General features: G+C 61.0%; 26 protein-coding genes. 17 read left to right on the top strand and 9 right to left on the bottom strand.

What is annotated here, in order from left to right:
• Positions 1-54: 54 nt before the first annotated feature.
• A complete protein-coding gene (locus QD409_RS19650; protein WP_092851362.1) occupies positions 55-552 on the bottom strand; it encodes an isoprenylcysteine carboxyl methyltransferase family protein in 498 nt (165 codons plus the stop codon).
• Complete coding sequence (locus QD409_RS19655) at positions 552-1,604, bottom strand: type III polyketide synthase (protein ID WP_092851178.1); 1,053 nt, start codon at positions 1,602-1,604, stop codon at positions 552-554. Before QD409_RS19655 ends, QD409_RS19650 begins: the two co-directional genes overlap by 1 nt.
• A gap of 196 nt (positions 1,605-1,800) precedes the next feature.
• Between QD409_RS19655 and QD409_RS19660 the strand changes: the two genes are divergently transcribed.
• The 6 genes from QD409_RS19660 to QD409_RS19685 all read left to right on the top strand — a co-directional run bounded on the left by QD409_RS19660 (position 1,801) and on the right by QD409_RS19685 (position 6,725).
• A complete protein-coding gene (locus tag QD409_RS19660) occupies positions 1,801-2,343 on the top strand; it encodes a tetratricopeptide repeat protein (protein ID WP_092851174.1) in 543 nt (180 codons plus the stop codon).
• 63 nt (positions 2,344-2,406) lie between these two features.
• On the top strand, positions 2,407-3,051 hold the full coding sequence (locus QD409_RS19665; protein WP_092851171.1) for an RNA polymerase sigma factor: 645 nt from the start codon (positions 2,407-2,409) through the stop codon (positions 3,049-3,051).
• Positions 3,044-3,847: an anti-sigma factor family protein gene (locus QD409_RS19670; RefSeq protein WP_245298038.1), complete on the top strand. Its 804-nt coding sequence runs from the start codon at positions 3,044-3,046 to the stop codon at positions 3,845-3,847. The genes QD409_RS19665 and QD409_RS19670 overlap by 8 nt, the downstream gene beginning before the upstream one ends.
• Positions 3,848-3,991: 144 nt before the next feature.
• A complete protein-coding gene (locus tag QD409_RS19675; RefSeq protein ID WP_092851168.1) occupies positions 3,992-5,560 on the top strand; it encodes a Ppx/GppA phosphatase family protein in 1,569 nt (522 codons plus the stop codon).
• Positions 5,557-6,276: an RlmE family RNA methyltransferase gene (locus QD409_RS19680; protein ID WP_092851164.1), complete on the top strand. Its 720-nt coding sequence runs from the start codon at positions 5,557-5,559 to the stop codon at positions 6,274-6,276. The genes QD409_RS19675 and QD409_RS19680 overlap by 4 nt, the downstream gene beginning before the upstream one ends.
• Positions 6,277-6,341: 65 nt before the next feature.
• A complete protein-coding gene (locus QD409_RS19685) occupies positions 6,342-6,725 on the top strand; it encodes a VOC family protein (RefSeq protein ID WP_092851162.1) in 384 nt (127 codons plus the stop codon).
• Positions 6,726-6,759: 34 nt separating this feature from the next.
• Here QD409_RS19685 and QD409_RS19690 read toward each other — a convergent pair whose 3' ends face one another.
• The gene (locus QD409_RS19690) at positions 6,760-8,190 is read right to left on the bottom strand and encodes an MFS transporter (protein ID WP_092851160.1); all 1,431 of its coding nucleotides are present in this window, start codon (positions 8,188-8,190) and stop codon (positions 6,760-6,762) included.
• 342 nt (positions 8,191-8,532) lie between these two features.
• On the opposite strand from QD409_RS19690, the gene QD409_RS19695 reads away from it, so the two are divergent.
• The 6 genes from QD409_RS19695 (at position 8,533) to QD409_RS19720 (ending at position 13,996) form a co-directional block, all read left to right on the top strand.
• A complete protein-coding gene (locus tag QD409_RS19695) occupies positions 8,533-9,405 on the top strand; it encodes an MBL fold metallo-hydrolase (protein ID WP_092851158.1) in 873 nt (290 codons plus the stop codon).
• Positions 9,406-9,584: 179 nt separating this feature from the next.
• Positions 9,585-11,069, top strand: coding sequence for an IMP dehydrogenase (guaB, locus tag QD409_RS19700; protein WP_092851156.1), 1,485 nt, complete (start codon positions 9,585-9,587; stop codon positions 11,067-11,069).
• 3 nt (positions 11,070-11,072) lie between these two features.
• Positions 11,073-11,663, top strand: a complete 591-nt coding sequence (locus tag QD409_RS19705; RefSeq protein WP_092851154.1) for a hypothetical protein — start codon at positions 11,073-11,075, stop codon at positions 11,661-11,663.
• A gap of 42 nt (positions 11,664-11,705) precedes the next feature.
• Entirely contained in the window at positions 11,706-12,128 is a 423-nt protein-coding gene (locus QD409_RS19710) for an MAPEG family protein (protein WP_092851152.1), read from the top strand.
• Positions 12,129-12,272: 144 nt separating this feature from the next.
• Entirely contained in the window at positions 12,273-13,154 is an 882-nt protein-coding gene (locus tag QD409_RS19715) for a dienelactone hydrolase family protein (protein WP_092851150.1), read from the top strand.
• 209 nt (positions 13,155-13,363) lie between these two features.
• Positions 13,364-13,996 (top strand): TetR/AcrR family transcriptional regulator, encoded by a 633-nt coding sequence (locus QD409_RS19720; RefSeq protein WP_092851148.1) that lies wholly within the window; start codon positions 13,364-13,366, stop codon positions 13,994-13,996.
• A gap of 36 nt (positions 13,997-14,032) precedes the next feature.
• On the opposite strand, the gene QD409_RS19725 is transcribed toward QD409_RS19720, so the two are convergent.
• Positions 14,033-14,986, bottom strand: a complete 954-nt coding sequence (locus QD409_RS19725) for a LysR substrate-binding domain-containing protein (RefSeq protein WP_092851146.1) — start codon at positions 14,984-14,986, stop codon at positions 14,033-14,035.
• A gap of 200 nt (positions 14,987-15,186) precedes the next feature.
• On the opposite strand from QD409_RS19725, the gene QD409_RS19730 reads away from it, so the two are divergent.
• The 3 genes from QD409_RS19730 to QD409_RS19740 all read left to right on the top strand — a co-directional run bounded on the left by QD409_RS19730 (position 15,187) and on the right by QD409_RS19740 (position 18,013).
• Complete coding sequence (locus QD409_RS19730) at positions 15,187-15,480, top strand: DUF1127 domain-containing protein (RefSeq protein WP_092851144.1); 294 nt, start codon at positions 15,187-15,189, stop codon at positions 15,478-15,480.
• Between the two features lie 209 nt (positions 15,481-15,689).
• The gene (locus QD409_RS19735) at positions 15,690-16,268 is read left to right on the top strand and encodes a dienelactone hydrolase family protein (protein WP_092851138.1); all 579 of its coding nucleotides are present in this window, start codon (positions 15,690-15,692) and stop codon (positions 16,266-16,268) included.
• Between the two features lie 134 nt (positions 16,269-16,402).
• The gene (locus QD409_RS19740; protein ID WP_092851133.1) at positions 16,403-18,013 is read left to right on the top strand and encodes an ABC-F family ATP-binding cassette domain-containing protein; all 1,611 of its coding nucleotides are present in this window, start codon (positions 16,403-16,405) and stop codon (positions 18,011-18,013) included.
• A 2-nt stretch (positions 18,014-18,015) separates the two neighbouring features.
• Here QD409_RS19740 and QD409_RS19745 read toward each other — a convergent pair whose 3' ends face one another.
• Together QD409_RS19745 and QD409_RS19750 are read right to left on the bottom strand one after the other, a co-directional pair.
• Complete coding sequence (locus QD409_RS19745) at positions 18,016-18,894, bottom strand: aldo/keto reductase family oxidoreductase (protein ID WP_092851128.1); 879 nt, start codon at positions 18,892-18,894, stop codon at positions 18,016-18,018.
• Positions 18,895-19,100: 206 nt separating this feature from the next.
• A complete protein-coding gene (locus QD409_RS19750) occupies positions 19,101-19,976 on the bottom strand; it encodes a LysR family transcriptional regulator (RefSeq protein ID WP_092851123.1) in 876 nt (291 codons plus the stop codon).
• Positions 19,977-20,077: 101 nt separating this feature from the next.
• On the opposite strand from QD409_RS19750, the gene QD409_RS19755 reads away from it, so the two are divergent.
• On the top strand, positions 20,078-21,139 hold the full coding sequence (locus QD409_RS19755; RefSeq protein ID WP_092851358.1) for an alkene reductase: 1,062 nt from the start codon (positions 20,078-20,080) through the stop codon (positions 21,137-21,139).
• A gap of 60 nt (positions 21,140-21,199) precedes the next feature.
• On the opposite strand, the gene QD409_RS19760 is transcribed toward QD409_RS19755, so the two are convergent.
• Positions 21,200-22,075 (bottom strand): DUF937 domain-containing protein, encoded by an 876-nt coding sequence (locus QD409_RS19760; protein ID WP_092851121.1) that lies wholly within the window; start codon positions 22,073-22,075, stop codon positions 21,200-21,202.
• A 137-nt stretch (positions 22,076-22,212) separates the two neighbouring features.
• Complete coding sequence (locus QD409_RS19765) at positions 22,213-23,586, bottom strand: glutamate--cysteine ligase (RefSeq protein WP_092851117.1); 1,374 nt, start codon at positions 23,584-23,586, stop codon at positions 22,213-22,215.
• A gap of 242 nt (positions 23,587-23,828) precedes the next feature.
• On the opposite strand from QD409_RS19765, the gene QD409_RS19770 reads away from it, so the two are divergent.
• Entirely contained in the window at positions 23,829-24,443 is a 615-nt protein-coding gene (locus QD409_RS19770) for a LysE family translocator (protein WP_092851112.1), read from the top strand.
• Between the two features lie 4 nt (positions 24,444-24,447).
• Here QD409_RS19770 and QD409_RS19775 read toward each other — a convergent pair whose 3' ends face one another.
• Positions 24,448-25,185, bottom strand: coding sequence for a 16S rRNA (uracil(1498)-N(3))-methyltransferase (locus QD409_RS19775; protein ID WP_092851108.1), 738 nt, complete (start codon positions 25,183-25,185; stop codon positions 24,448-24,450).
• Positions 25,186-25,527: the final 342 nt, after the last annotated feature.

The following is a 25,527-nucleotide window of genomic DNA, read 5'->3' on the forward strand; positions in this document are numbered from 1 at the left end:
CTCTAAGCATCGAAAGTGCCTGCCAAATTTCGGCGGCGCAAATGAAAAATGCAGTCAGGTCGCAGTCCGTTTCAGACAGGCGTTCTCGGCGCGGATGCGGACCGTAAGAATGATGCCGTTCAGCAGCGAAAAGATCGCTGCATAGAGCGGCATCCCGAAGGAAAGCGGCAGGACGGCGATCTCGCCGACTACGATCGCATAATTCGGATGACGGAGGAAATGATAGGGACCTTTCGTTACGAGTGGGCTACCCGGCAGGATGATGATCCGTGTCGTCCAACGTTCCTTCAGCGTCGCTAATACCCAGAGGCGCAATCCCTGCAGCACCATGAACAGCAGGAACCAGGCGAGGACGACCGGCCTGCCGATGGCAAGCAACCAGAGGCCAGCCAGCCAGGCGGCATGCATCGCCACCATGAAGGGATAGTGTTCAGGTGCATATTCCCGGCCGCCGCGGGCAAGAAGGGCGGCGGTGTTGCGTCTGGCATAGATCAATTCGGCCAGGCGCTGCAGTGTCACGAATGTCAGAAGGGCGATCGAGGACCATAGCATCATGCGACCCTCTTCAACGTGATGCAGCTTGCCGAGAAGCCGGGGCCCAAGGCAAGCAATGCCGAACGTCGCGGCAGTCCCGCAGCGATCGCCCGCTCCAGCACGAACAGTACGGTGGGGGAGGACATGTTGCCATAATCGGCGATCACCTCGCGCTCGATATCGAGCGAGCCTTCGTCGAGATGGAGTGCGCTCTCCAGCGCCGCAAGCACTTTGGCGCCGCCGGGATGGCAGATGAAGCGGTCTATATCCGAGAGCGAAAGCCCGGCGCGGTCAAGAATGCCGGCGACCGCGCTCCTCAGATGTGTCTCGGCAAAGACCGGCAGCGATTGTTCCAGAATGATGCCGAAGCCCGTATCGTCGATCTTCCAGCCCATGATGCCGAGGCTGTCGGGGAAGAGATGTTCTCCGGTCGATTCGATTTCGACGACGCCACTCTCACCGGCTCGCAATACGCAGGCCGCCCCACCATCGCCGAACAGGGCCGTAGCGATGATGTTGGGTCTGGTCAGTTCGTCCAGTCGGAAGGCGAGCGAGCAAAGCTCGATCGCGACGAAGAGCACGACGGCGCCGGGCCGGCTTTTCGCCATCTTCGTCGCGATGGCAAGACCGGAAACGCCCGCCGCGCAGCCGAGCCCGAAGACAGGCACCCGCTCTATATCGCAGCGGAAGCCCATTTTTCCGGCCAGCCGTGCCTCGAGGCTTGGGGTTGCAAGCCCCGTCGAGGAAACCGTGACGACACAATCAACCTGATGCGCTTCAATGCCGGCGCGTTGCAGCGCCCCTGTCGCAGCTCGCCGGAAAAGCTCGGTTGCGACCTCGGTATAGGCCGCCATGCGATCCTCCCAGCCATGCGGCTCTTCGAACCAGGAAAGCGGTCGCGCCACATGCCGCTTGCGAATGCCGGTGCTCTCGAACACGCGGGCGAGATATTTGAAATCCTGAAATCGATCTGAGAACAGACGGCTTGCCGTCTCTGCTGCATCCGTTTGGAGGATGATATTGTCAGGCGTGGCGACGGCGAGGCTTAGAAGTTTGACGGTATCGGTCACGGGTTTCTCCTGCCGCCCTTAAAGGGCATGGGACGCAAACACGCGATGACGGCAGTCTATTCGATACTGGAGCGGTCACGAAACAGTGACGATCTTCACGGACCGGCCGCACGAAAAATATTCTGAAGCGACCCGAATAAATGCCGCAGGCGGTGTGTTCTCCCCTCGCAACGTTCATTTGCCAAGGAGACATTCCATGACGACCAAAGTATTTCGCCTGGCTTCCATCGCCCTCGGCGCAAGCCTGACCCTCGGCGCTTTCGCCGTTCCCGTCTTCGCCGCCGGCGATAATTCGAGCACGACGCCGACCTGCAAGAAGGGCGAGATCTACGATCAGAAGGCGAAGAAGTGCGTCAAGCAGCAGGGTGCCAACGTCACGGACGAAAACCGCGCCGATTACGCCTATTCTCTGGCCAAGAAGGATCATCGCTATCAGGAAGCTCTGGCGGTTCTGGACACGATGAAGAACCCGAACACGGCAGAGGCGCTGAACTATCGCGGCTATGCCACTCGCAAGCTCGGACGCACGGATGAAGGCATTTCCTACTACCAGAAGTCCGTTGCCATGGACCCGAAATATACGCTGGTTCGCGAATATCTCGGTGAAGCCTACGTCATCAAGGGCCAGATGGATCTCGCCAAGGATCAGCTGAGCACGATCAAGACGCTCTGCGGCAACACGACCTGCGAGGAATATCGCGACCTTCACGCCGCGATCCTGAATCCATCGACCCTTTGAGGTACGGGATCGGCTCAACCATGACTATCATCAGCAGGGAGCTTTGCGAGGGATATGGGAGTGATGCCAGTCGCTCGTGGCGCGATTTCTGCTTATAGTCGGGCTGCAACGGAGTCGCCGAAAAAGCCGGCGGCTCCCGGATGCGCGAATGCCGTGGAGGATGCCATAGCGAGCGAAGAGGATATCAGGACGGGCCTGTCCCAGCATCTGACGCGGCTGTGGCGCTATGGTGTAGTGCTGTCGCGCCAGCGCGACGTGGCCGACGATCTCGTGCAGGCGACCTGTGTCAGGGCGCTGGAGCGAGCGGCGCAGTTCACTGCCGGCACGCGGCTGGATCGTTGGCTCTTTGCCATCCTCCATTCGATATGGCTGAACGAGGTCCGTTCGCGTCGGGTGCGCATGGGGCAGGGCTTCGTCGACGCCGGCGAGACGCTGGTTTTCGACGGTGCGCACGAGACCGAGACTCACATCATGGCGGGCCAGGTGCTGCAGCGGGTGCAGGCTCTGCCGGAGGCGCAGCGTACGGCCGTGTTTCTGGCCTATGTCGAGGGGCTCTCCTACCGCGAGGTGGCGGAAGTCCTGAGTGTGCCGATCGGCACGGTCATGAGCAGGCTTGCAGCGGCGCGAGCGAAACTCGCCGATGGCATGGGGGTGGCGGCCGACGGAAGTTCTTCCGGAGGTGGGCGACTGGGGAATCGAAATGAGTGAATTGAACAAAGGACATATGCCCACGGACGAGCAGCTCACCGCCTTCATCGATGGCGAGCTGGATGCCGCCGACCGTGAATGGGTCGAACGATTGATCGCCGGCGACGCGCGCGTGGCGGAGCGTTTCGATTTCCTGTCGCGCAGCGCGCTGCCGTTCGAGGAGGCATTCGAGCCCATGCTTGCCGAGGCGCCGGCTGCGAAACTGGAAGCCATGCTTGCCGCTGTTACCACTGCGAAGAAGTCCAAGGCTCGTGCCGCCGGCATCGGCCGTCGCGGCTTCCTTGCAGCTGTTGCTGCAAGTTTCGTGGCCGCTATTGCGATCGACCGCGCCGTGATCGGCCTCGGCCGTCGGCTTTCGAAACCGGATGAGGACACCGAATGGCGTGCCGCGGTTGCCGAATATCTTTCCCTCTATACCGCCGACACCTTGAGCGCCCCGGCCGGCGATCATGTACAGCAGGTCGCGCAGCTGAACGAAGTCAGCATGAAACTCGGCTTGTCGCTGGCGCCGGAAGCCGTCGCCATGCCGGGCGTCGAATTCAAGCGCGCGCAGATCCTGAATTATGACAACAAGCCTCTCGCTCAGATCGCCTATCTCGATCCGGAAAGCGGGCCGATGGCTCTTTGCATTGTCCAATCTGCAAAGGGTGCGGCAGCGCCGGACATGGAGAGCCGTCGTGGCATGAATGTCGTCTACTGGTCGAGCGCCACCCATGCCTTCATGCTGATCGGCCACGCGCCGATTGATCGGATGCAGCAACTTGCGGCTGATGTCATGGCGCGCTTGGTCGCCTGATGGCTGTTCCGGATGCGCCCAAACTGGCGTGATTCAAAAAGAATTTGGCGAAAACCCATCCTGCTGGTATTCTTTGCCCAACGAAAATCAAACGAGTGCCAGCAGCATGCCTCCGGGCCTTGCGCGGCGCGGTGGAAAAGATACGTGAGTGACCCCGACAGCGGCTCAGCGCCGCAGGCAGACGGGGCGTCGGCAGTGGAGCGCAGGAAGGGTAAATCCTCCCGGCGCGCGAAGCGTAAGCGCGGCCATGGTCGCCCGAACGCTCATTCTGCGGAGGCCAATCAGGCAGGCAAGTCCAGCCAGGTGGCGGTGCGCCCAGTGGAAGACGAGGCCGGTTCTCCGGCCAAAAAGCGTAAGCGCCGACGCCGTTCCCGCGGTGGAGCACAAGTTGATGCGCAATCTTCCCCCCAGACACAGCACCCTTCATCAACGGCCGAGCATCGCGCAACGGCGGATCATGGCCATCGGTCATCGAACAAGAGCGGCAAAAATAGGCGCAAGCATCGCAGCAAGCGCGGCCTGCAGGGCCGGCCGCTGGCGCATGAAAAAACCGCGCAATTCGTCGCTCCCACAAGCTCGGCTGCGAACGCGCAGGCTCCGGCTCACGACGATCACCGCCAGATCAGGCAATCGCAGCCGCGTCGTGAAGGCCAGCATCATGCCGATGCTGATTCCCGTCCGCTCGACCTCTATGCCGCCCTCGATCTCGGCACCAACAATTGCCGCCTGCTGATCGCGCAGCCGACCCGTCCCGGGCAGTTCCGGGTTGTCGATGCCTTTTCCCGCATCGTGCGCCTCGGCGAGGGGCTTGGCGCCAGTGGCCGCCTTTCAAGCGATGCCATGGATCGGGCTGTCGAGGCCCTGCGTATCTGTGCTGCCAAGCTGAAGACGCGGGAAATCCGCCGCATGCGGCTGATCGCGACCGAAGCTTGCCGCGCGGCCGACAACGGCGAGGCCTTCCTCGAGCGCGTCACCGCCGAGACCGGACTGCAGTTGGAGATCATCGACCGCGAGACTGAGGCTCGCCTTGCTGTTTCCGGCTGCTCTTCTCTGGTTGGACCGGAGGCACGCTCCGTCGTGCTGTTCGATATCGGTGGCGGCTCTTCCGAGATCGCCGTCATCCGCATCGGCGAGAATCGCTCCAGCCGGCTTGCCAACCATATCACCCATTGGACCTCGCTTCCCGTCGGCGTCGTGACGCTCTCGGAACGGCACGGCGGACGCGATGTGACGCCGGAGCTGTTTGAGACGATGGTGTGCGAGGTCGAGCGTATGCTCGAACGTTTCGATTGCCCGCCGGTGCAGGGGGCCGCGCGCGACAGTGCCGACTTCCATCTCATCGGCACATCTGGCACGGTGACGACGCTTGCCGGCGTCCATCTCGATCTGCCGCGCTACGATCGGCGCAGGGTCGATGGCGTCTGGCTGTCGGACGACGAGGTGAGCGCGATGCAGGCCAAGCTGCTGTCCTGGGATTTTGCCGGCCGCGCCGCCAATCCCTGCATCGGGCCGGATCGCGCCGATCTGGTTCTGGCGGGATGCGCTATTCTGGAGGCGATCCGCCGCCGCTGGCCGAGCCCGCGCATGCGTGTCGCCGATCGCGGCCTGCGCGAGGGACTGCTGACTGACATGATGGCGGACGACGGTGTCTGGCGGCGGGGCCGCTCGCGCCGGGGCCATCGACCGAGGGATACGAAGGGGCCGCAGACGTGACCAAGCCAACCATCGCCGGCAACCGCACGGGCCGCAAGCTCGGCCAGCGCGTCAAGAAAAAGAAGCTCAAGGCCTCCTCGCGGCAATGGCTGCAACGGCATATTAACGATCCCTATGTGCAGCGCGCCCAGCTCGAAGGCTATCGCGCGCGCGCCGCTTTCAAGCTGCTGGAGATCGACGAGAAGCATCAGATCCTGAAGGGCGCGCGCCGCATCATCGACCTGGGTGCCGCACCGGGCAGCTGGTCGCAGATCGCCGCCAAGGTGACCGACTCGACAGAAGAGGATATCCGCGTCGCGGCCATCGACTTCCTGGAAATGGCGCCTATCCCCGGCGTAACGATCCTGCAGCTCGATTTCCTTGATCCGGAAGCGCCGCAACGGCTGATCGATGCGGTCGGCGGCACGCCGGATATCGTCATTTCCGATATGGCGGCGCCGACGACGGGCCATCACCGCACCGATCACCTGCGGACCATGCATCTTTGCGAAGTCGCCGCCCATTTCGCCGTCGAAGTGTTGGCGGAGGGCGGTCATTTCCTTGCCAAGACCTTCCAGGGCGGCACGGAGCGCGATCTCTTGACCTTCCTCAAGCAGAATTTCCGGCAGGTCATCCATGTGAAGCCGGGGGCATCCCGAGCCGAGTCGGTCGAAATGTTCCTGCTGGCGAAGGGCTTTAAGGGGCGCAAGGCAGATGAGGAAATAGCAGAGGCTTGATCTGACGGTCTTTTTCGTTCGATGATGCCGGTTCCCAAGGCATCACGGACAATCAAGACTCAATCATGCTTCTCTACATAACGCTCGGTTCCAACGACATCTCCCGCTCGCAAGACTTTTACGACGCCGTTTTGCCCGTGCTCGGCTACCGGCGTCAGCGCGAATCGGATGAGGAAATCGGCTACGCCGCCGATGGCGACAGCCGTTGCCGGTTCTGGGTGGTCAGGCCCTACAATCAAAGGGCGGCCACTGTCGGCAATGGCTCCATGGTCGCCCTGCATGCCGAAAGCCGTGCTGATGTCGATGCCTTCTATGCCGCGGCTCTTGCCCATGGCGGCATCGATGAGGGCAAGCCGGGCCTGCGCTCCTTCCATGCCAATTTCTACGCTGCCTATGTCCGCGATCCTGACGGCAACAAGCTGAGCGCCGTCTGCGAAAGGCCGGAATAGGTTCCGGTTGCGCCGGAGCGCAACCGAGACGGCATCATTTTGCAACCCGCTGCTCCACCTGCGGCTCCAGGGCGGCGACGCGCTTGAGGCCGGCCTTGTGGCCGGAGACCATGGCGCCGGCGTTGCGATCCATCCGGATGAAGGGGATGGTTGCGAGCACGGTCAGCACCGAGATGCAGAAGAAGGCGATGTGGAAATCGCGGACCTGCAGTTCCGTGCCGCTGAAGAAGGTCGAGGTTTCCAGGATCATGGCAGCGACGGCCACGCCGAGCGCGAGGCTGATCTGCTGCATGACGGAGCTCATCGACGTCGCCTGGCTTGCCTGCTTGTCGTTGATGTCGGCGAAGGCAAGAGCATTGATGCCGGTGAAGAAGAACGAGCGCGAGAAGCCGCCGATCAGCAATATGGCGACGATGATGATATGCGCCGTCCAGGGCTGGAAGAAGCCGGTGCAGATCGTGGTGATTGTCGTGATGGCCGCCGCCGATAGCAGCGCCGTCTTGAAGCCGACGGCGGTGAAAACCCGGCGAGCGATGAACTTGGTGGTGATCGCACCGATCGCGCCCGCAAAGGTGATAAGGCCGGACTGGAACGGATTGAGGCCGAAACCGAGCTGCAGCATCAGCGGCGTCAGGAAAGGCATGGCGCCGATGCAGATGCGAAAGAGCGTGCCGCCGGTCACCGAGGCGCGGAAGGTGGCGTTCCTCATCAGCGACAGGTCGAGGATCGGTGCCGGGTGACGGCGCGCATGGCCGATATAGAGGAAGCCGCAGACGAAACCGATGACGACGGTCGAGGTGCCGACGATCGGTGGCAGGGCAGGCAGGCTAATCACGGACATGCCGAAGACGACGCCGGATGCAGCGAAAGACGTCAGCAGGAAGCCTGTCACATCGAGCTTCGGCGGCATGGTCGCTTCCACATCGGGCAGGTAGATCGTCGACAGGATGACGCCGAGAACGCCGACGGGAACGTTGATGAGAAAGATCCAGTGCCAAGAGGCGTAGGTGGTGATGAAGCCGCCAAGCGGCGGGCCGGCGAGCGGGCCGACAAGGGCCGGAATGGAGAGCAGCGCCATGGCCGAAACCAGATCGCTCTTTTGGGTGGTGCGCACCAGCACCAACCGCCCGACCGGCGTCATCATCGAGCCGCCGACACCCTGCAGGAAGCGGGCGAAGACGAATTCGAACAGGCCGCCGGAAAAGGCGCACATGATGGAGCCGATGACGAAGACGCAGATGGCGATGCGGAAGATGTTCTTCGCGCCGAAGCGATCCGCCATCCAGCCGCTGATCGGGATGAAGACGGCGAGCGACACCATGTAGGAGGTCAGCGCCAGCTTGAGGGTGATCGGGCCGACATGGAGATCGTTGGCAATGGCCGGCAGCGCTGTCGCGATAACGGTGGAATCCATCTGTTCCATGAAGAGAGCGACTGCGAGGATCAATGGAACGATGCGATTCATAGGCATCTGCCTTGATGGGTCTGTCTTCGGGAAGGCGGCCGCCATGGGCGGTCGCCGCTCTGTAGTCCTATGCGGGGCTGCTGCCAATCCCGGATTTTGCACCATGACTGCTTGAGGATCACGTCTTCGTGATGTCCGCTGCCATATGGCGCCGAAAGCAAGATTTGACATATGCTAAGAGCATGGAAATGCTAATCGCATAAAACGTCGTCCGGTGTATTAGCGGATTCGGAAAAGGTTGTCATGGCCAAATCGCCGGCCAGCCAAGATCACTTTCCGGACCGTTTTCACCGTGGCGACGATAGGCGCGGCTTACGCTGAGACAAGCATAAGGAGTAACATATGACTGCTGTTCCGCCCCCGGACATGCATCGGTTCAAACTGGGATCCTGCATCATCACAGTCATCAAGGACGGTGCCAGCATCATGGATAGCCCTTGGGAAATCTTCGGCTCGAACCAGGCGCCCGATACCGTGCGCAAGCTGTTGGAGCAGAATTTCCTGCCGACGGAAAAGCTGGTGAATAGCTATGCCCCAGCCATCATCGACACCGGCTCCGACCTGATCGTCGTCGACACCGGCTTTGGCGCGACTGGTCGCGCTCGCGGTCTCGGCCGTTTTCGCGAGGGGCTGAAGGCTGCCGGCTACACGCCGGAACAGGTCACCGTCGTTGCTCTCACGCATCTGCACGGCGATCACATTGGCGGATTGATGGAGGAGGGCGCTCCGGCCTTTCCGAACGCCCGCTATGTCACCGGTGAGATCGAATATGGGTTCTGGACCGACAAGGCACGCGAGGGAACGCCGGCAGACGGCGGTCACAAGACCGTTCTCGCCAATGTCGCGCCCTTCGCCGAAAAGATGACCTTCCTGAAGGACGGCGGCCAGATCGTCAGTGGCATGACGGCCATGCTGGCGCCTGGCCACACGCCCGGCCATCTCGTTTTTCATCTCGAATCCGACGGCAAGCAGCTTGTCATGACCGGCGACACCGCCAATCACTATATTCTCTCGCTCGGCCGCCCGGATTGGGAAGTCCGCTTCGATGCGGATAAGGCCCAGGCCGCAAAGACCCGCCGGCGCATCTTCGACATGATCGCCGCCGACCGCATCCCCTTCCTCGGCTTCCATATGCCTTTCCCCGCCGTCGGCTTCGTCGAAAAACAACCGGAAGGCTTCCGCTACATTCCGAAAACCTATCAGTTTGAAATCTGAAGACGGAAGGCTTGGTAGAGCTTGAGCGCCCGGCATATCTGCCCAGCGCTTTTTGCTATTCCCTTCCTGTCATAGACGTGTTACCAGCCCTCGCCAACTTCCAAGCAACACTTGCAAGATCGCCCGGTAGACGATTCGTTCCGGAGCCATCCTGCTTTTCACAGACGAAGGAATTGGCCATGGCACGCATTATTGAAACGTCAACAGGGTTGGATGCGCTGACATTCGACGACGTACTCCTGCAGCCGGGACACTCCGAGGTCATGCCCGGGCAGACGAATATCGCCACCCGCATCGCCCAGGACATCGAGCTCAACCTGCCGATCCTCTCCGCCGCCATGGACACAGTGACGGAAAGCCGCCTTGCGATCGCCATGGCCCAGGCCGGCGGCATGGGCGTTATCCACCGCAATCTGACGCCGGTGCAGCAGGCCGAAGAGGTCCGCCAGGTCAAGAAGTTCGAAAGCGGCATGGTCGTCAATCCGGTCACCATCGGCCCGGACGCAACGCTTGCCGAAGCACTCGCTCTGATGAAAGCGCACAGCATTTCCGGCATCCCGGTCGTTGAAAAGTCGCATCGCCTCGTCGGCATCCTCACCAACCGCGACGTGCGTTTCGCTTCTGACCCTTCGCAGAAGATCTATGAACTGATGACCCGCGAGAATCTCGTGACGGTCAAGGACGGCGTGCAGCAGCAGGAAGCCAAGCGCCTGCTGCACACGCATCGCATCGAAAAGCTGCTCGTCGTCGACGGTGACGGCCGCCTCGTCGGCTTGATCACGGTCAAGGATATCGAGAAGTCGCAGCTCAACCCGAATGCCTCGAAGGATGCGCAGGGCCGCCTGCGTGCCGCCGCCGCCATTAGCGTCGGTGATGATGGCTTCGAGCGCGCCGAACGCCTGATCGAGGCAGGCGTCGACCTTCTGGTCGTCGATACCGCCCACGGTCACTCGCAGCGCGTTCTCGATGCCGTCGCCCGCGTCAAGAAGCTTTCCAATTCGGTCCGCATCATGGCCGGCAACGTCGCCACCTATGATGGCACGCGGGCGCTGATCGATGCCGGTGCTGATGCAGTCAAGGTCGGTATCGGCCCCGGCTCCATCTGCACGACGCGTATCGTCGCCGGCGTCGGCGTGCCGCAGCTTGCCGCCATCATGTCGGCTGTGCAGGCTGCGCAGGACCAGAACATCCCTGTTATCGCCGATGGCGGCATCAAGTTCTCCGGCGATCTGGCAAAGGCGATCGCCGCCGGCGCATCCGCCGCCATGATCGGCTCGCTGCTGGCCGGCACGGACGAAAGCCCGGGCGAGGTCTATCTGTATCAGGGACGCTCCTTCAAGGCCTATCGCGGTATGGGCTCCGTCGGCGCCATGGCCCGCGGCTCGGCCGATCGCTATTTCCAGGCTGAAGTCCGCGACACGCTGAAGCTCGTTCCGGAAGGCATTGAAGGCCAGGTTCCCTACAAGGGCCCTGTTGCTGGTGTGCTGCATCAGCTCGCAGGCGGCCTCAAGGCTGCCATGGGCTATGTCGGCGGCGCCGATCTCAAGGATTTCCAGGAGCGTGCGACCTTCGTGCGCATCTCCGGCGCAGGCCTGCGCGAAAGCCATGCCCACGACGTCACGATTACCCGCGAAAGCCCGAACTATCCGGGCGCAGGCGGCTGATCGATGGCGGATCGCGCTCAGGGCAACGCCAGGTCCTTGCAGGGCCTGGCGGCGATCCTCGCGGCTCTTTCCCTGGCTCTGTTTGCCTGGATCCATGCCGGCTTCGTCAGAGCATTCAGCGATGCTGCAGCCGGCCAGCAGATGCTCGATGCGCGCATCGGCGGCTATGAGCGCGACGACGTCATCGGCATGCTGCACTACCTCAAGGATCACCCCGATCCGGCTGCGATCCTGCATTCCATGTATCTCGGGCCGGAGCTGATCTTCCCATTGGTGTTGGGCGGGTTGCTGTTTTGCCTGATGCGCCTGATCGGTCCTGGCGGCTTTTTCTTCGGCCGGCCGATCCCGCCCGGCGCGACTGCAGTTATTTTTTGCCTGCCGATCTTCTATACGATTGTCGATTATGCCGAGAATATCGCCGGCCTGATGCTTTACCCGCCGGCAACGCCCTCCGATGCCATGGTGTCGCTGCTGGCGAGCCTGTTGCCGATCGTTGTCAGGCTGAAATTCCTGACGCTGGTGGTCACCGTTATTCTACTGGCTCGGTTTGCCATTTTTCGCTACCTCTCGCCAGACGGCTCGCGGCCGTCCTGATTGACCCTATCGGCAATGTGGCATTCCAAAGGAGTTGGCGACGTGACAGGCTATGAAATGTTCTGGCCCATGGTGGCGCATGCGGTGCTGGTCTTCATCCTCTACGCGCTCCTCGGATGGCGCCGCCGCGTTCTGACTAAAGCAGGCCGAATTCAACCCACGCAATTTCGCGAGAACCACGCCGCAAACGAGCCGGCTGAAAGCCTGGTGGTACGAAACAGCCTCGCCAATCAGTTCGAGCTTCCCTTGCTCTTCCACACTTGCTGCATCCTGCTCTATACCACCCAGGCGGATAACCTGCCTTCGGTGATCCTTGCCTGGATCTTCGTCGTCGCGCGCTACGCACATGCTTTCGTGCATGTGACCAGCAATGATCTGCGCTATCGCAGCCCGCTCTTCGCTCTTGGCTTTGTCGCGCTGGTCGGCATGTGGATCTGGCTGGGCGTCTGGCTCGCCTTCTCCTGACGCCACTGCGTGATCGCGGGCGCAACCGGCGGTCACGTCTTTGTGTTCTTCTTTTACCGTTACGTCGTCGCTCGCTGACCTATCTTGTCAGCGGATGGCTGGCTGTTTGCGCCTGCCGCGCGGAGCAACAGGGAAAGCAGGACCATGAGCACGGAAAAGCCCATCGTGACGCAGGCGATGATCAACGCCTATGATGAATACACGCATCTGACGCTCGATCGTCGTGGTTTCATGGAAAAGCTGACCAAGCTTGCAGGGTCCGCCGGCGCGGCCGCCGCCATCGCGCCGCTGCTCGCCGCCAGCAAGGCAAGCGCCGAGGTCATTACCGCTGACGACAAGAGGCTGGAGGCGAAGGATGTCACGTTTGCCGGCAGCAAGGGCGAGATGAAGGGCTATCTCGTTCGGCCGAAAGACACAGCCGGCAAGCTCGGCGGCGTCATTGTCATCCATGAAAATCGTGGCCTCAATCCGCATATTCGCGATATTGCCCGTCGTATGGCGCTGGAGGGCTTCGTGGCGCTGGCGCCGGATTTCCTTTCCCCGCTTGGCGGCACGCCTGAGGATGAGGACAAGGCGCGCGACCTGTTCACCAATCTCGACCCGGCGCTGACAGCAGCCAATGCCGAAGCGAGCCTGACTTACCTCGCCAAGCTAGACGGGGCTAACGGCAAGGTCGGTGCGATCGGCTTCTGCTGGGGTGGTGGCGTCGTCAACCGTTTTGCGACGATCTCGCCGGAGCTGAAGGCGGGCGTCGCCTATTACGGCACGCAACCGCCGGCAAGCGATGTGCCCAAGATCAAGGCTGCCTTGCTGCTGCACTATGCCGGCCTGGACGATCGCATCAATGCCGGCATCGATGCCTATCGCAAGGAGTTGCAGGCAGGCGGCAAGACTTTCGAGATATTCATCTACGATGGCGTCAATCATGCCTTCAACAACGACACGTCGGCTGCCCGCTACGACAAGAAGGCGGCTGATCTGGCGTGGGGCAGGACGGTTGAATTCCTGAAAAAGTACCTGTCCTAGAACGATACGAATCGTCGATACCGGCCTAGCGTCCACAGGCTGATTACCGGGTCGAAACCATATTTCGGCCGCAGCTGCGGAGCCTGAGCATGGCTCCTAAGTAATGATTAAAATTGGACTTTTCCCGTTTACGCGCATTGAACGCGTCGGATGCCATAGCGTCTGCCGCGCCTAAGCGTCGTTCAGTATGACAATGAAACGGGTAAAGAATGAATTCGAATAACCCCGACCGCATCACGTTCCGAAAGAAGCCACAGCAGGAGCGGAGTATTCAACGTGTCGATGCCATCCTGTCTGCGGCGGCCTCGCTGATCGCCGAGAAGGGGGTCAGTGCCATGAAGATGACGGAACTGGCTGTGGTTGCCGCTATCCCGATCGGTTCCGTCTACCAGTATTTTCCGGACAAGGCAGCGATCGTCCGGGCGCTGCTCGACCGTCATGCCAATTTAATTCAACAGAAAGTCGAGGAGGCTTTCGCCGGCGTCAAGTCTTGCGATCATGCCATCGAACTCGTCTGCGGTATGATCGACTGGTACTATCGCGAGTTCCGCAACGATCCCGCCTATCTCGGCGTATGGCTTGGCACGGATATCGATAGGGATATCCTGCAGCTCAACATACTGCACAGCAATCGCGTCGCCGGTATATTCCAGGAGAGCATCCGGCCTTTCCTGCCGGCCGAAAGCCGGGTCGACCTGAAGGCGCGCACCCAACTCTTCAGCCATCTGATCGGCGCGTCGATCCGCTTTGCCATCATGAGCGACGACGACATGGCATTGCGCGCGTTGAACGAATGGAAACAGGTGATCCGCGTCACCCTGCTGGCCGAGCCGACATCGTAACGGCGGCCGAAGAAGATCGGTTGGTGGGCCGTCGGCTCACCAGCCCGGCAAAATCTGTCCGGCGCGCTGCCGCGGATAGATGCGTGCGTAGGTCTTCACATCGCCATCGAGATCATCATCCACAACAGCCGGCGTGATGTTGTCCAGGCAGGCAGAGATATGTGCGGTGATGGCGTTCATCAGCGACACCGAAAGTCCGGGCCGCTTCATGATGCCAATCTGCACTGGCGGCAGGGGCGGGAAGCCGTCGGCCTGCGTCAGCACCTTCATGCCGGTGCGCAGCGCCGATTCCGGCATGACCGAAACAGCCATGCCGGCAAGCACGGCTGCTGCGACGACTGTGCAGGACCAGCTTGTGAACAGAATCTGATAGTCGCGGCCGCCGGCATCGAGCGCCGAGCAGGCAAGCTGGCGCCACTGGCAGTCGCGCCGCCCGACGGCAAGCGGAATGGGCGCATCGTCCCGCAGCGGATGGTTGGCTGAGCCGACCCAGCAGAGCGGTTCCGTACGCACCACGTCAGACATCCGCTCGCGTGGATTATGGGTGACGAGCGCGATATCGAGTTCGCCGCGATGCATGCGTTCGGCCAGATCGACCGAGGGCTCGCAGACGATGTAAAGCTCGACATTCGGATGCGTCTTGGCAAAGCGGCCGATGATTTCGGGCATGTAGCGGTCGGCATAATCGTCCGGCGTGCCGATGCGCAGCGTGCCCTCGAGGCGGTTGTCGTCGAAGGCGGCGATGGCCTCGTTGTTCAGGCGAATGATGCGGCGGGCGTAGTTCAGCAGCTTGTCGCCTTCGGCCGTCAGGCGGTTGCCGCGGCCATCCTTGATGAAAAGCTGCTTGCCGACGCGCTCTTCCAGCCGGCGCATCTGCATGGAAACGGCCGATTGCGTCTTGAACACCCGGTCGGCTGCCTTGGTGAAGCTGCCGGAATCCACGATTGCGATGAAGGTCTGCAACTGATCGATATCAAGCGGCGCGGACATGGGTTCACCTATAAAGGAGTTTGATAGTTATCATTAGAAACATTCGTTGGACTGATCAATAGGGCTTTGGCATCTTCTGAATGCAATTCAGCATACCAATCGAACAGATACTCCTGTCGAACTCCTCCCGGCCTGCGCCCCTTCTCCGGTCCCTGGGAAGGGGCTTGGCTGGCGCGTGCCTCAAGGAAAGGACTACGGAAATGCGCACGACAGATCAGACCCTTGGCCTTGTAACGCCATCGCTGTCTCTGACGGCTCGTATGACGGTTGCTTTCGGCAAAGCGGCTTCCGTCTGGCGCGCGCTCCGCAATCGCCGCGAGATTGACTACCTGAACGAGCTTGATGACAGTCAGTTGAGAGACATCGGCTTGACCCGTCAGGACCTCAACACCGCGTTGACCACCTCGACCTTCTTCGAGGATCCGTCCGGCCATTTGACCCAGTCCGCGCGCCGCTGCGCGCGATCCTCCGCTTTCGGCAGCATGCGCAGCTGAAAGCGGACACTCGTTTCCCCGCAGGGTGATAGCCAATAAGCCCTGCTTCTTTCCCGGTGTTCGGCCCAAGGGCCAGCACCGGGTTTTTTCTTTCTGGAGATGCTGTTTCGCAGCAGGTCGTGCGCGGTTAAGTTGCCTCCTGCGGCAATTGCCTTATCTTACAGCCTGATCGAAACAGCAGGCCCGATCGAAACAACAGGAAAGCTGCGATGGCAACGGTGATCTTTTTCCACTCGGTCTATGGTTTGCGTTCGCTCGAGCATGAGGCGGTAGAGCGCGTGCAGGCGGCAGGGCACCGAGCCTTCGCACCGGATCTCTATGACGGGCTGATTGCCCGATCGATCGAAGAGGGCTTCGAGTTCAAGGATGAGATCGGCTGGCCGACGATCTGCGAACGCGCGGAATGGGCGCTGGCGGGCCTGCCCGCCTCGACGGTCCTTGCCGGCTTCTCGATGGGCGCCGCTGTCGCGGCAAGTCTCTGGCCGAAGCGACAGAACACCGCCGGTATCCTTTTCCTGCATGGCATTGCCGCGATTGCCGACAATGCCCGCAAGGGTCTGCCTATGCAGCTACATCTAGCCGACCCGGACCCGTTCGAGCCGGAGGAAGACGTTGCCGCCTGGCGGCAGGTGGCCGCACGGTCCGGGACCGCTGCGGAGATCTTCAGATATCCGGGCGGCGGCCATCTCTATACCGATGCCAGTCTGCCCGATTATGATGCCAAGGCAGCCGACCTCACCTGGAAGCGCGTCATCAGCTTCCTTGATGCGATCGACGCCCAGACTTGAACGATCCTGACTTGAAACGGCGCAACTTGTCGCTTAGCTTATAGGCATCGTTGATACCAACAGGATGTGTGCAGCAATGGATTCCACCTCGACCGCAATGCCGTTCAGCCTTGCCATCGGGGAAATTCTTGCTCATGCCTATATCCATCGTTCTATCCAATCTTTCGTGGTCCACGCCTGAGGGTCGGCCGCTTCTTTCCAATCTCGATCTAAGCTTCGGCGCCGAGCGCACCGGCCTTGTGGGCCGCAATGGCGTCGGCAAGACGACGCTGATCAAACTCGTCTCCGGGGAATTGCAACCGCAATCCGGCAGCATCTCCTTCAACGGCAGATTGGGAATCCTGCGCCAGAGCGTGCAGGTGCAGGCCGAAGAAACCGTTGCCGATCTTTTCGGAGCGAGCGAAGCACTGGCGGTGCTGAAGCGTGCGGAGGCGGGGGAGGCGACGAATGAAGAGCTCGCCTCGGCCGACTGGACGCTCGAGCAGCGTATCGCCGCGGCACTTGACCGTGTCGGGCTCGACGTTACGGCGGAAACGCGTCTTGTGACTCTATCCGGCGGGCAGCGCACCCGCTGCGGCCTTGCTGCGCTCATCGTCGACGATCCCGATTTCCTGATTCTCGACGAACCCACCAACAACCTGGACCGTGACGGCCGCGGCGCAGTGATCGATCTCCTCTCGGGTTGGAGGGCAGGCGCCATCGTCATCAGCCATGACCGGGAGCTGCTCGATACCATGGATGCGATCGTCGAGCTGACGTCGCTCGGCGCATCGCGTTACGGCGGCAACTGGAGCCAGTATCGCGAACGCAAGGCGCTGGAGCTTTCCGCCGCCGAACACGATTTCGCCGAGGCGGAAAAGCGCATCGCCGAGGTGGAAAGAAGCGCCCAGGCGGCCGTCGAGCGCCAGGCAAGGCGGGACAAGGCTGGCCGGAAAATGGCGGCCAAGGGCGGCATACCGCGTATCCTGCTTGGCGGGATGAAAGAGCGAGCCGAAATGACGGGCGGCGAGAACACGCGGCTTGCCGAGCGGCGGCGCGGCCAAGCCCTGCAGGATGCCTCGGCCGCCCGCGAAAAGATCGAGATCCTACAGCCCTTGACGGTCAAGGTTCCGACATCCGGCCTGCCGGCGAATCGGGTCGTGCTCAGGCTGGAAGGCATCACCGCCGGCTATGATCCCGAGCGGCCGATCTTCCGCAGTCTCGATTTCGTCATGACGGGGCCGGAACGCGTCGCGATCACCGGGCCGAACGGGTCGGGCAAGACGACGCTTCTGGCGCTGATATCAGGCGCGCTGGAACCCTGGAGCGGGAGTGTGCGGGTCGTCTCGTCGGCTCTCCTGGACCAGAGGGTTAGTTTCCTCGATCCAGCGCTTTCGATTCGCAACAATTTCCGCAGGATCAATCCGGACGCAGACGAGAATGTCTGCCGCGCCGCCTTGGCGCGGTTCATGTTCCGGGCCGATGCCGCGCTGCAGATTGTTTCGAGTCTCAGCGGCGGGCAGCTTCTGCGCGCGGGGCTTGCCTGTGTGCTCGGCGGCTTGGTGCCACCCTCGCTATTGATCCTCGACGAGCCGACCAATCATCTGGACATCGATTCCATCGCCGCAGTCGAAGCCGGATTGCGCGCCTATGACGGAGCGCTTCTGGTCGTCAGCCATGACGAAGTGTTTCTCGAGAATATTGGCATAGAGAGACGGCTCGAGCTGCCTGCGCGAGCCGTCTCGGTCTTGCCGGATAACCGGTAACGTCAGGCGTGGCCGGCGCCAGCGATGCGGTCGAGCTCAGTGATCGCATCATCAGGCAATGTCAGCCCGGCGGCCGCGATATTCTGCTGCAGGTGGGCAAGTGACGAGGTGCCCGGAATGAGCAGGATATTCGGCGCGCGACGCAGCAGCCAGGCAAGCGCCACCTGCATCGGCGTCGCGTTCAGGCGCGCGGCCACATCGGAGAGCGCCGAGGATTGCAGCGGCGTGAAGCCGCCGAGCGGGAAGAAGGGCACATAGGCGATGCCATCGCGGCCTAATTCTTCGATCAGCGCGTCGTCCGAACGTTGCGCCAGATTGTAGAGATTCTGCACGCAGACGATATTCGTGATCGTGCGGCCTTCGGCGATTTGGCTGCGCGTGACGTTACTGAGCCCGATATGGCGCACGAGGCCCTGCTGCTGGAGATCCGCAAGGACTGTCAGCGGCGCCTCGATGGAGCCTTCGCTCGGGTGATGCGGGTTGAGCATGACGCGGAGGTTGACGACGTCGAGCACATCCAGTCCCAGATTGCGCAGATTGTCATGCACCGCCTGCTTCAGCTCGTCAGGCGAGAAAGCCGGCAGCCAGGAGGCGTCCGCACCGCGCCGCGCGCCGATCTTGGTGACGATGACGAGATCGTCGCGATAGGGATGGAGCGCCTCCCGGATCAGCCGGTTGGTCACATGCGGACCGTAGAAATCGCTGGTGTCGATATGGTTGACGCCGGAGGCGATGGCTTCGCGCAAAACCGCAAGCGCCGTCTCATGATCCTTCGGCGGGCCGAACACGCCAGGACCTGCGAGCTGCATGGCGCCGTAGCCAAGCCGTTTGACCTTGAGGTCACCGAGGGCAAAATTACCGGATTGATCGATGCTGGACATGGCTGTCTCCTTTCAAGCTGAAAGCAGAAATAGGCTGTGTTTTAGTGTAAGATAACTGGGTGCAATGTGCACGGGCCGTACGATATGGCGAACAATGAACCTCAGCCATGACGCGATACTTCTGCCTGCCATCGTGATATCGCGCCGGCGAGCTTGTCCATGCGGCCGGCTCATATACCACGCTGACAGCGGGATGACGCATGCGTTTATTCTTCGCGAAGCCGTTCTCGCAGGAACTCGATAAAGCGTTGTGTCTTGGCGGGAAGCAGGCGTGTTTCCGTCACTGCATAGACCGAAGTGGGAGCCAACTGCCATTCCGGCAAGATGCGCCGCAGTTGTCCGCTTGCCAGCTCTTCCATGACGACTCTCTCCGGAAGGGCGCTAATGCCCATCTCCAATACCGCGAGCCGCCGGATCATGGCGACGCTATTGCCGCGAAAGCGGCTTCCCACCGTGGTCTCAACGCTTTCCGCTTCGCGATGGAGGATCCAGCTGCCGATATTCTGCATCGTCAGACATTGGTGCTGCTTCAGCTCGGACGGATGGTGCGGTTCGCCTTTTTGTTGAAGATAGCCGGGAGCGGCATATAGCCGAGGCGTAAGCCGGGCGATGACCCGTGCGATCAGGTTTGACGTTTGAGGGGCTGCCATGCGGATCGCCAGATCGAAAGGCTCGGCAACGAGATCGACATTACGGGGTGTCAAGTCGAAATCAAAGTCCATGCCGGGGTAAAGTGCGGCAAACTCCGGCAGCATCGGCGCCAGATATGTTGTCGCGAAGTCGACCGGTAGGGAAACCCTGAGCACGCCACTTGGCTGCGCAACCATCTCCCCCAGCTGTTCATGGGCTATTCTCGCCTCTTCGACGATGCGCTTGCTGCGTTCGTAGTAGAGCTGCCCTGCTTCGGTAAGCTCGATCCGGCGCGTCGTGCGATGCAGAAGACGCAACCCGATCGACTTCTCAAGGAGGCTGATCCTGCGGGAAAGCGTGGAATTCGGCATGCCAAGGGTCTCCGCTGCACGGCGGAAGCTCCGGGCTTTCGCCACCTCAACGAAGAGCGCCATGTCATTCAGGTATTCCATAAAGATTGCGCCATTGTTGGAATAATCATTTCCACAATAGCCCGTTTATGCCATCAAGGAAAAGTCCCATGTCTTGTTCGAACAGACAGAAAGGACGTTCCATGAGCAAGATTTTCACATCCACTCGCCTCGGCCGCATCGAGATTGCCAACCGCCTTGTCATGGCTCCGATGACCCGTTCCCGCGCCGATGATGATGATGCCGTGCCGGGAGATCTGGTCGCCACCTACTACGCGCAACGCGCCAGTGCGGGTCTTATCGTCACCGAAGGTGTCTTCCCGACATCTGGCGGTAAGGGCTATGTGCGCACACCGGGTATCCAGACGGAACCGCAACTCAAGGCGTGGAAAGCCGTGGTCGATGCCGTTCACGCTGCGGGTGGGCGGATTTTCCTGCAGCTGATGCATACGGGCAGAATCTCCCATCCCCTATTGCTGCCGGGCGGCGAACTGCCGGTCGCTCCTTCGGCCATCCGTCCGAACGGGCAGACCTGGACAAATGAGGGTCAAAAGGATTTTGTCACGCCCCACGAGCTTTCGCTCGCCGAGATCAAGGAGACTGTCAGAAATTATCGCGTCGCAACACGCCACGCGCTTGCCGTCGGCTTCGACGGTGTCGAACTCCATGGCGCCTCGGGCTATCTTCCGGAGCAATTCCTCTCATCAGGCAGCAACCAGCGCACGGATGAGTATGGCGGCTCTGTCGCCAACCGCGCCCGTTTCATGCTCGAAGTCCTGGCAGCGATGATCGATGAGGCCGGGGTCGGTCGGGTCGGTCTGAAAATTTCGCCGGAAATGAATTTTAACGATATATCCGACGCCAATCCGCAGGAGACCTACTCTTATTTGGTCGAGCATCTTCAGGCCTCGGACATGGCCTATCTCCATGTCGCCCTGTTCGGGGCAGCGGTGAATTATCGTGAGCTGCTGCGCCCGCGTTTCGCCGGATCATATATTATCGGCGGCGGGCTCACTCGGGCGAGCGCTGAGGAACTCTTGCAGGAAGGCAAAGCCGATGCTGTGGTTTTCGGCAGCGCGTTTCTCGCCAATCCGGATTTGGTGGAGCGCTTCCGCCGTAACGCGCCTTTAAATGAACCGGATCGTTCAACCTTCTATGCGCCGGGAGCCGAAGGCTACATCGACTATCCAACGCTTGCAGGATAGCGGTACGCGCAGTCGCCAGCGCATCTGCAGCCGCATCCCAGGCACAAACAGGCAGCGCGGCTAAGACTTGCTTTCGGGCGTCTTGGCCGGGCTGCTGCCTTGCATGTAGCTGTCGAAGATCGATTCCATGTTCTTCTGATAGCTCTTCTGCACTTCGAGGCCGCTGTCGAACATGGCGTTGAACATCTCGGTATAGGCGGCCATGTCGACGCCGGCGGCAGGTTTTGGCTTCGGTTCTTCCTTCGGCGGCTCGGCGGCCATCGGGAAGTTCTTCATCATGTCCTGGAAAGCCTTGGCAAAGGGATTGTCGAGGAACGGATTGGTCGCCGCAGCCTTCTCGTGTTTGACACTATCGGCGCCGAACATCAGTTCCATCGCCTGCGTGAAGGGATTGTCGAAGATGCTCGCCTGCGGTGTCGGCTTCTGCTTCGGCGCAAAACCGATGGTCTGCAGCCAGCCCTGCATCATCTCGCCCATGGCCGTGTTTAGAAAGGGGTTGGCCATCGGCGGGATCTGGCCGCTGGTCTCCTTGAACAGGCCGCCCATCAGCGTATCGGCCATGGCGGGCAACATGCGCTTGTAGACTTCCTGGCCGATGCCGGTCATCTGTGCGGCTTGTGCCGCGATCGCGCGGGAAACATCCTTGGAACCGAACAGCCGCGCCAGCACAGTGTTGCCGTCGGAGATACCTTCAGGTGTGAAGGCCTTGCTCATGTCCTCGAAATACTTGGCGTAGCTGCCTGACGTAATGTCCTGCATCACGCCCATGAAATTATAGGGGTCGGTGGCACTGCGCTTGAAGCCGGTAGAGAAAGCCGGCATTAATGCAGCCATCGCCTTGGTCGCCTGCTCCTGCGCAAGGTTGAACTGCTTGGCCATGGCCTCCGTGGCGGCGCCGTTCTGTGCCTGCATCATCATGTCGAAGAGTGGCAGCATCGAAGTCCCTTTCCCCACAATGAGGCCGCTTCGGAATCAGGCGGCGCTTGATTCCGATAGTATAGCGGGAAAAAAGAGGGCGCATACCGGTTTCTGCCCTCATGCTATCCAGGCGATGAAGGCATGCAAGCTGATTATCAGTATTGATATTCTTCGAAGATCGGCTCGACCGATTGGTTCCAGCGGCCGTTGTAGAGCATCAGCAGATCGTCGGCGAGCGTGCCCTTCTTGGCAAGCACTTCGTCGAGCGGCGCAAGGAAGACGGTTTCGTCCAGCCCGTCACCATTCAAACGGCCGCGGTTCTTCAGGCCGAGGCGGGAAATGCCGACCACTTCGCGCGCCACATCCATGAGGCTGTGGCCCTTGATCACAGCGTTCAGACCCTCTACCGGCACGACGTCGCGAAGCGCGTTGACCTCGTCGAAGCTCCAGTCCTTGGTCAACTCGTCGGCAGCCGTGAGCGCCTCGTCGTCGTAGAGCAGGCCGACCCAGAAGGCAGGCAGCGCACAGATGCGGCGCCAGGGGCCGCCGTCTGCGCCGCGCATTTCGAGGAAGCGCTTGAGGCGCACATCGGGGAACAGCGTGGAGAGATGGTTCGTCCAGTCGCCCATCGTCGGCTCCCAGTCAGTAATCTCGCCCTTCAGCGCGCCGTCCATGAACTGGCGGAAGGTGACATGGGTGCAGTCGTGATAGCGGCCGTCGCGGACGACGAAGTACATGGGAACGTCGAGCGCCCACTTCACATAGTCCTCAAAGCCGAAATCGTCGCGGAAGGTAAAATCGAGCAGGCCGCCGCGGCGATTGTCGGTGTCCTTCCAGATTTCGCCGCGCCAGGAGGAAAGCCCGTTCGGCTTGCCTTCGGTGAAAGGCGAGGAGGCGAAGAGTGCGGTTGCCAGCGACTGCAGCTTCATCGACACGCGCATCTTGCGGCGCATGTCCGCTTCCGACGAGAAATCGAGATTCACCTGGATCGTGCAGGTGCGATACATCATGTCGAGACCCTTGGTGCCGACCTTCGGCATGTAGCGGGTCATGATGTCGTAGCGCGATTTCGGCATACGCGGCGTTTCCGCCAAGGTCCATTTCGGGCTGCCGCCGACGCCGAGGAAGCGAATGCCCATCGGCTCTGCGATCTCGCGCACTGCCGCCAGATGGTTGTTCGATTCCTTGCAGGTCTCGTGGATAGTTTCGAGCGGCGCGCCCGACAGTTCGAACTGGCCGCCCGGCTCGATCGAGATCGCGCCCATTCCGGTGGGTTCGCCGAGCCCGATGATGTTCTCGCCATCCATGATCGGCTCCCAGCCGCTCTTTGCCTGCAGCCCCTTGAGGAGCGCAGAAATGCTGGCATCGCCGAAATAGGGCACGGGGCTGTTGTCGGCGCGGAAGAATACGAATTTCTCGTGTTCCGTGCCGATGCGGAATTTCTCCTTCGGCTTGTTGCCCGCGGCCAGATAGGCCGTCATTTCCGAGACCGAGGAGAGCGGAGTCTGGTCGGTAGTGTCGCGCGCCATGGTATTACCTTAGATCTCGGAGGATAACCCGCGCCAGTCGCAGGTCAATTGGAGGGTGATTGACGCGGATTGAGGTACGGTGCAAGTGAATTTCTTTCAAGGGTCGTTCAAAAAAATAGGATTTTATGTCTCGCAAGTGCATCACGGTCGTGACAGCCACCGGCATATTTGCACAAGCGTTCAAGACATCTCGCTATTGGCACGGATAATTCGCTTCGACTGACGTCAAGCGGAGCATATCGATGAACGGTTCAGACGGCCTTTACTATCCCATACTGACGCTGCTTGTGGCCTCACTGGTGATCATGGGCAGCCCTGGCCCCTCGACGATCAGCGCGACAGCGATGGGCGCGGCCTATGGCTTCCGGCGGTCGCTCGGTTATGTCTCCGGCCTTATCGCAGGCACCGTGGCGGTCTTGCTGGCCGTAGCAGCCGGCGTCGTTGCGATCCTTTTGTCCGTCCCACACGGCGCCGTCGTGCTGACGGTGGTTTCGGCCGTCTATATCCTCTATCTCGCCTTCAAGATCGCCACCGCACCGCCGCTGTCGCGCCGTGATGATCAGGTGGCAGCGCCGGCTTTTTCAGGCGGCTTCCTGCTCGCAGTAGCTAATCCCAAGGCCTATCTCGCGATTGCCGCCGTCTTTGCCGGTGTCAGCCTGTTTCAGGGCCAGAGACTGCTCGATGCCACGGTCAAGATCGTATTGCTCACGGCAATGATCGTCGCCATTCACATGGTATGGCTTCTTGTCGGCGCTTCGCTCTCACGCTTCCTGCAAAATCCGAGGGTTTCGCGGATCGTCAATATCTCGCTGGCGATCCTGCTGATCGTTGCGACCATCGTTGCAGTCTTGGAGTGAAGACTTAGTTCCAGTCGCCGATCGCGGCCTGGATCACCGCCATGGCGGCAACGGCTGCCGTGTCGGCGCGCAGGATGCGCGGTCCGAGCGGAATGGCGGTGACGAAATCGAGGCTGCGCAATAGGGCGCGCTCCTCTTCGGAAAAGCCGCCTTCGGGGCCGACCAGCAGCGCCAGATGCTTCTCCTTCACCTGCGCCAGCAGCGGTAGCGGATTCTGGCCGGCATCGCCTTCGTCGCAGTAGATGATGCGCCGCTCGCGCGGCCAGCCGGCGAGCAGGTCGGCAAGCTTCACGGGCTCGGCCACGTCGGGAATGCCAAGGATGCCGCATTGCTCGGCAGCCTCGATGACATTAGCTTTGACCTTGTCCAGATTGGTGATCTTGCCCTGCACATGCTGTGTCGTGACCGGCTGCAGCAGGCCTGCACCCATCTCCACGGCTTTCTGCACGAGATAATCGAGGCGCCCCACTTTCAGCGGCGCGAAGAGATAGTGCAGGTCGGAGGGTGCCGGTTGCGGGCGCGTTTCCTCGACCGGCGTCAACAGGATGCGCTTGCGAGAGGGGAAGGAGACGCTGACCTTCCATTCGCCGTCGCGGCCGTTGAATACAAGCAGTTCGTCGCCGCCTTCCATGCGCAGCACATTGGCGAGATAGTTGAACTGATCCTGGTCGGCTTCGATGGCGGAGCCTGCCTTGATGTCTGACGTCACGAACAGCCGCTGCATGCGGAAATTGGCGCGCATGGATTACCCCCTAAAGCAATTTCCGGAAAAGTGCGCAGCGGTTTTCCGTTCGAAATTGCGTAAAACAAAAAGATTGAGCGGTTCAAAGATGCCGTGAAAAGCTGAACTGCTCTTCTGTAACGGGCATTGAGTCAATCCCTTTTGAGCTTAATCCCTCGCCGAGTGCTTGCTTCTGTCCGCAGTCGACGCTGGGGCCGCTGCTGTATGGGGTCTGCTGAGGACCGGCTGGCCAATCTAAAGATGCGCAGTCATTTGAGTGCTGCGTGAGCGGTTGCGGCCTAACCCATCCATCGTCCCGGCGAAGGGACCTTGCTCAGAGGGCTGATGGCAGTGCCCCCGAAG

Origin of the sequence: Rhizobium sp. BR 315 (assembly GCF_050577975.1) — a bacterium.
Taxonomy (GTDB): Bacteria; Pseudomonadota; Alphaproteobacteria; order Rhizobiales; family Rhizobiaceae; genus Rhizobium; species Rhizobium miluonense.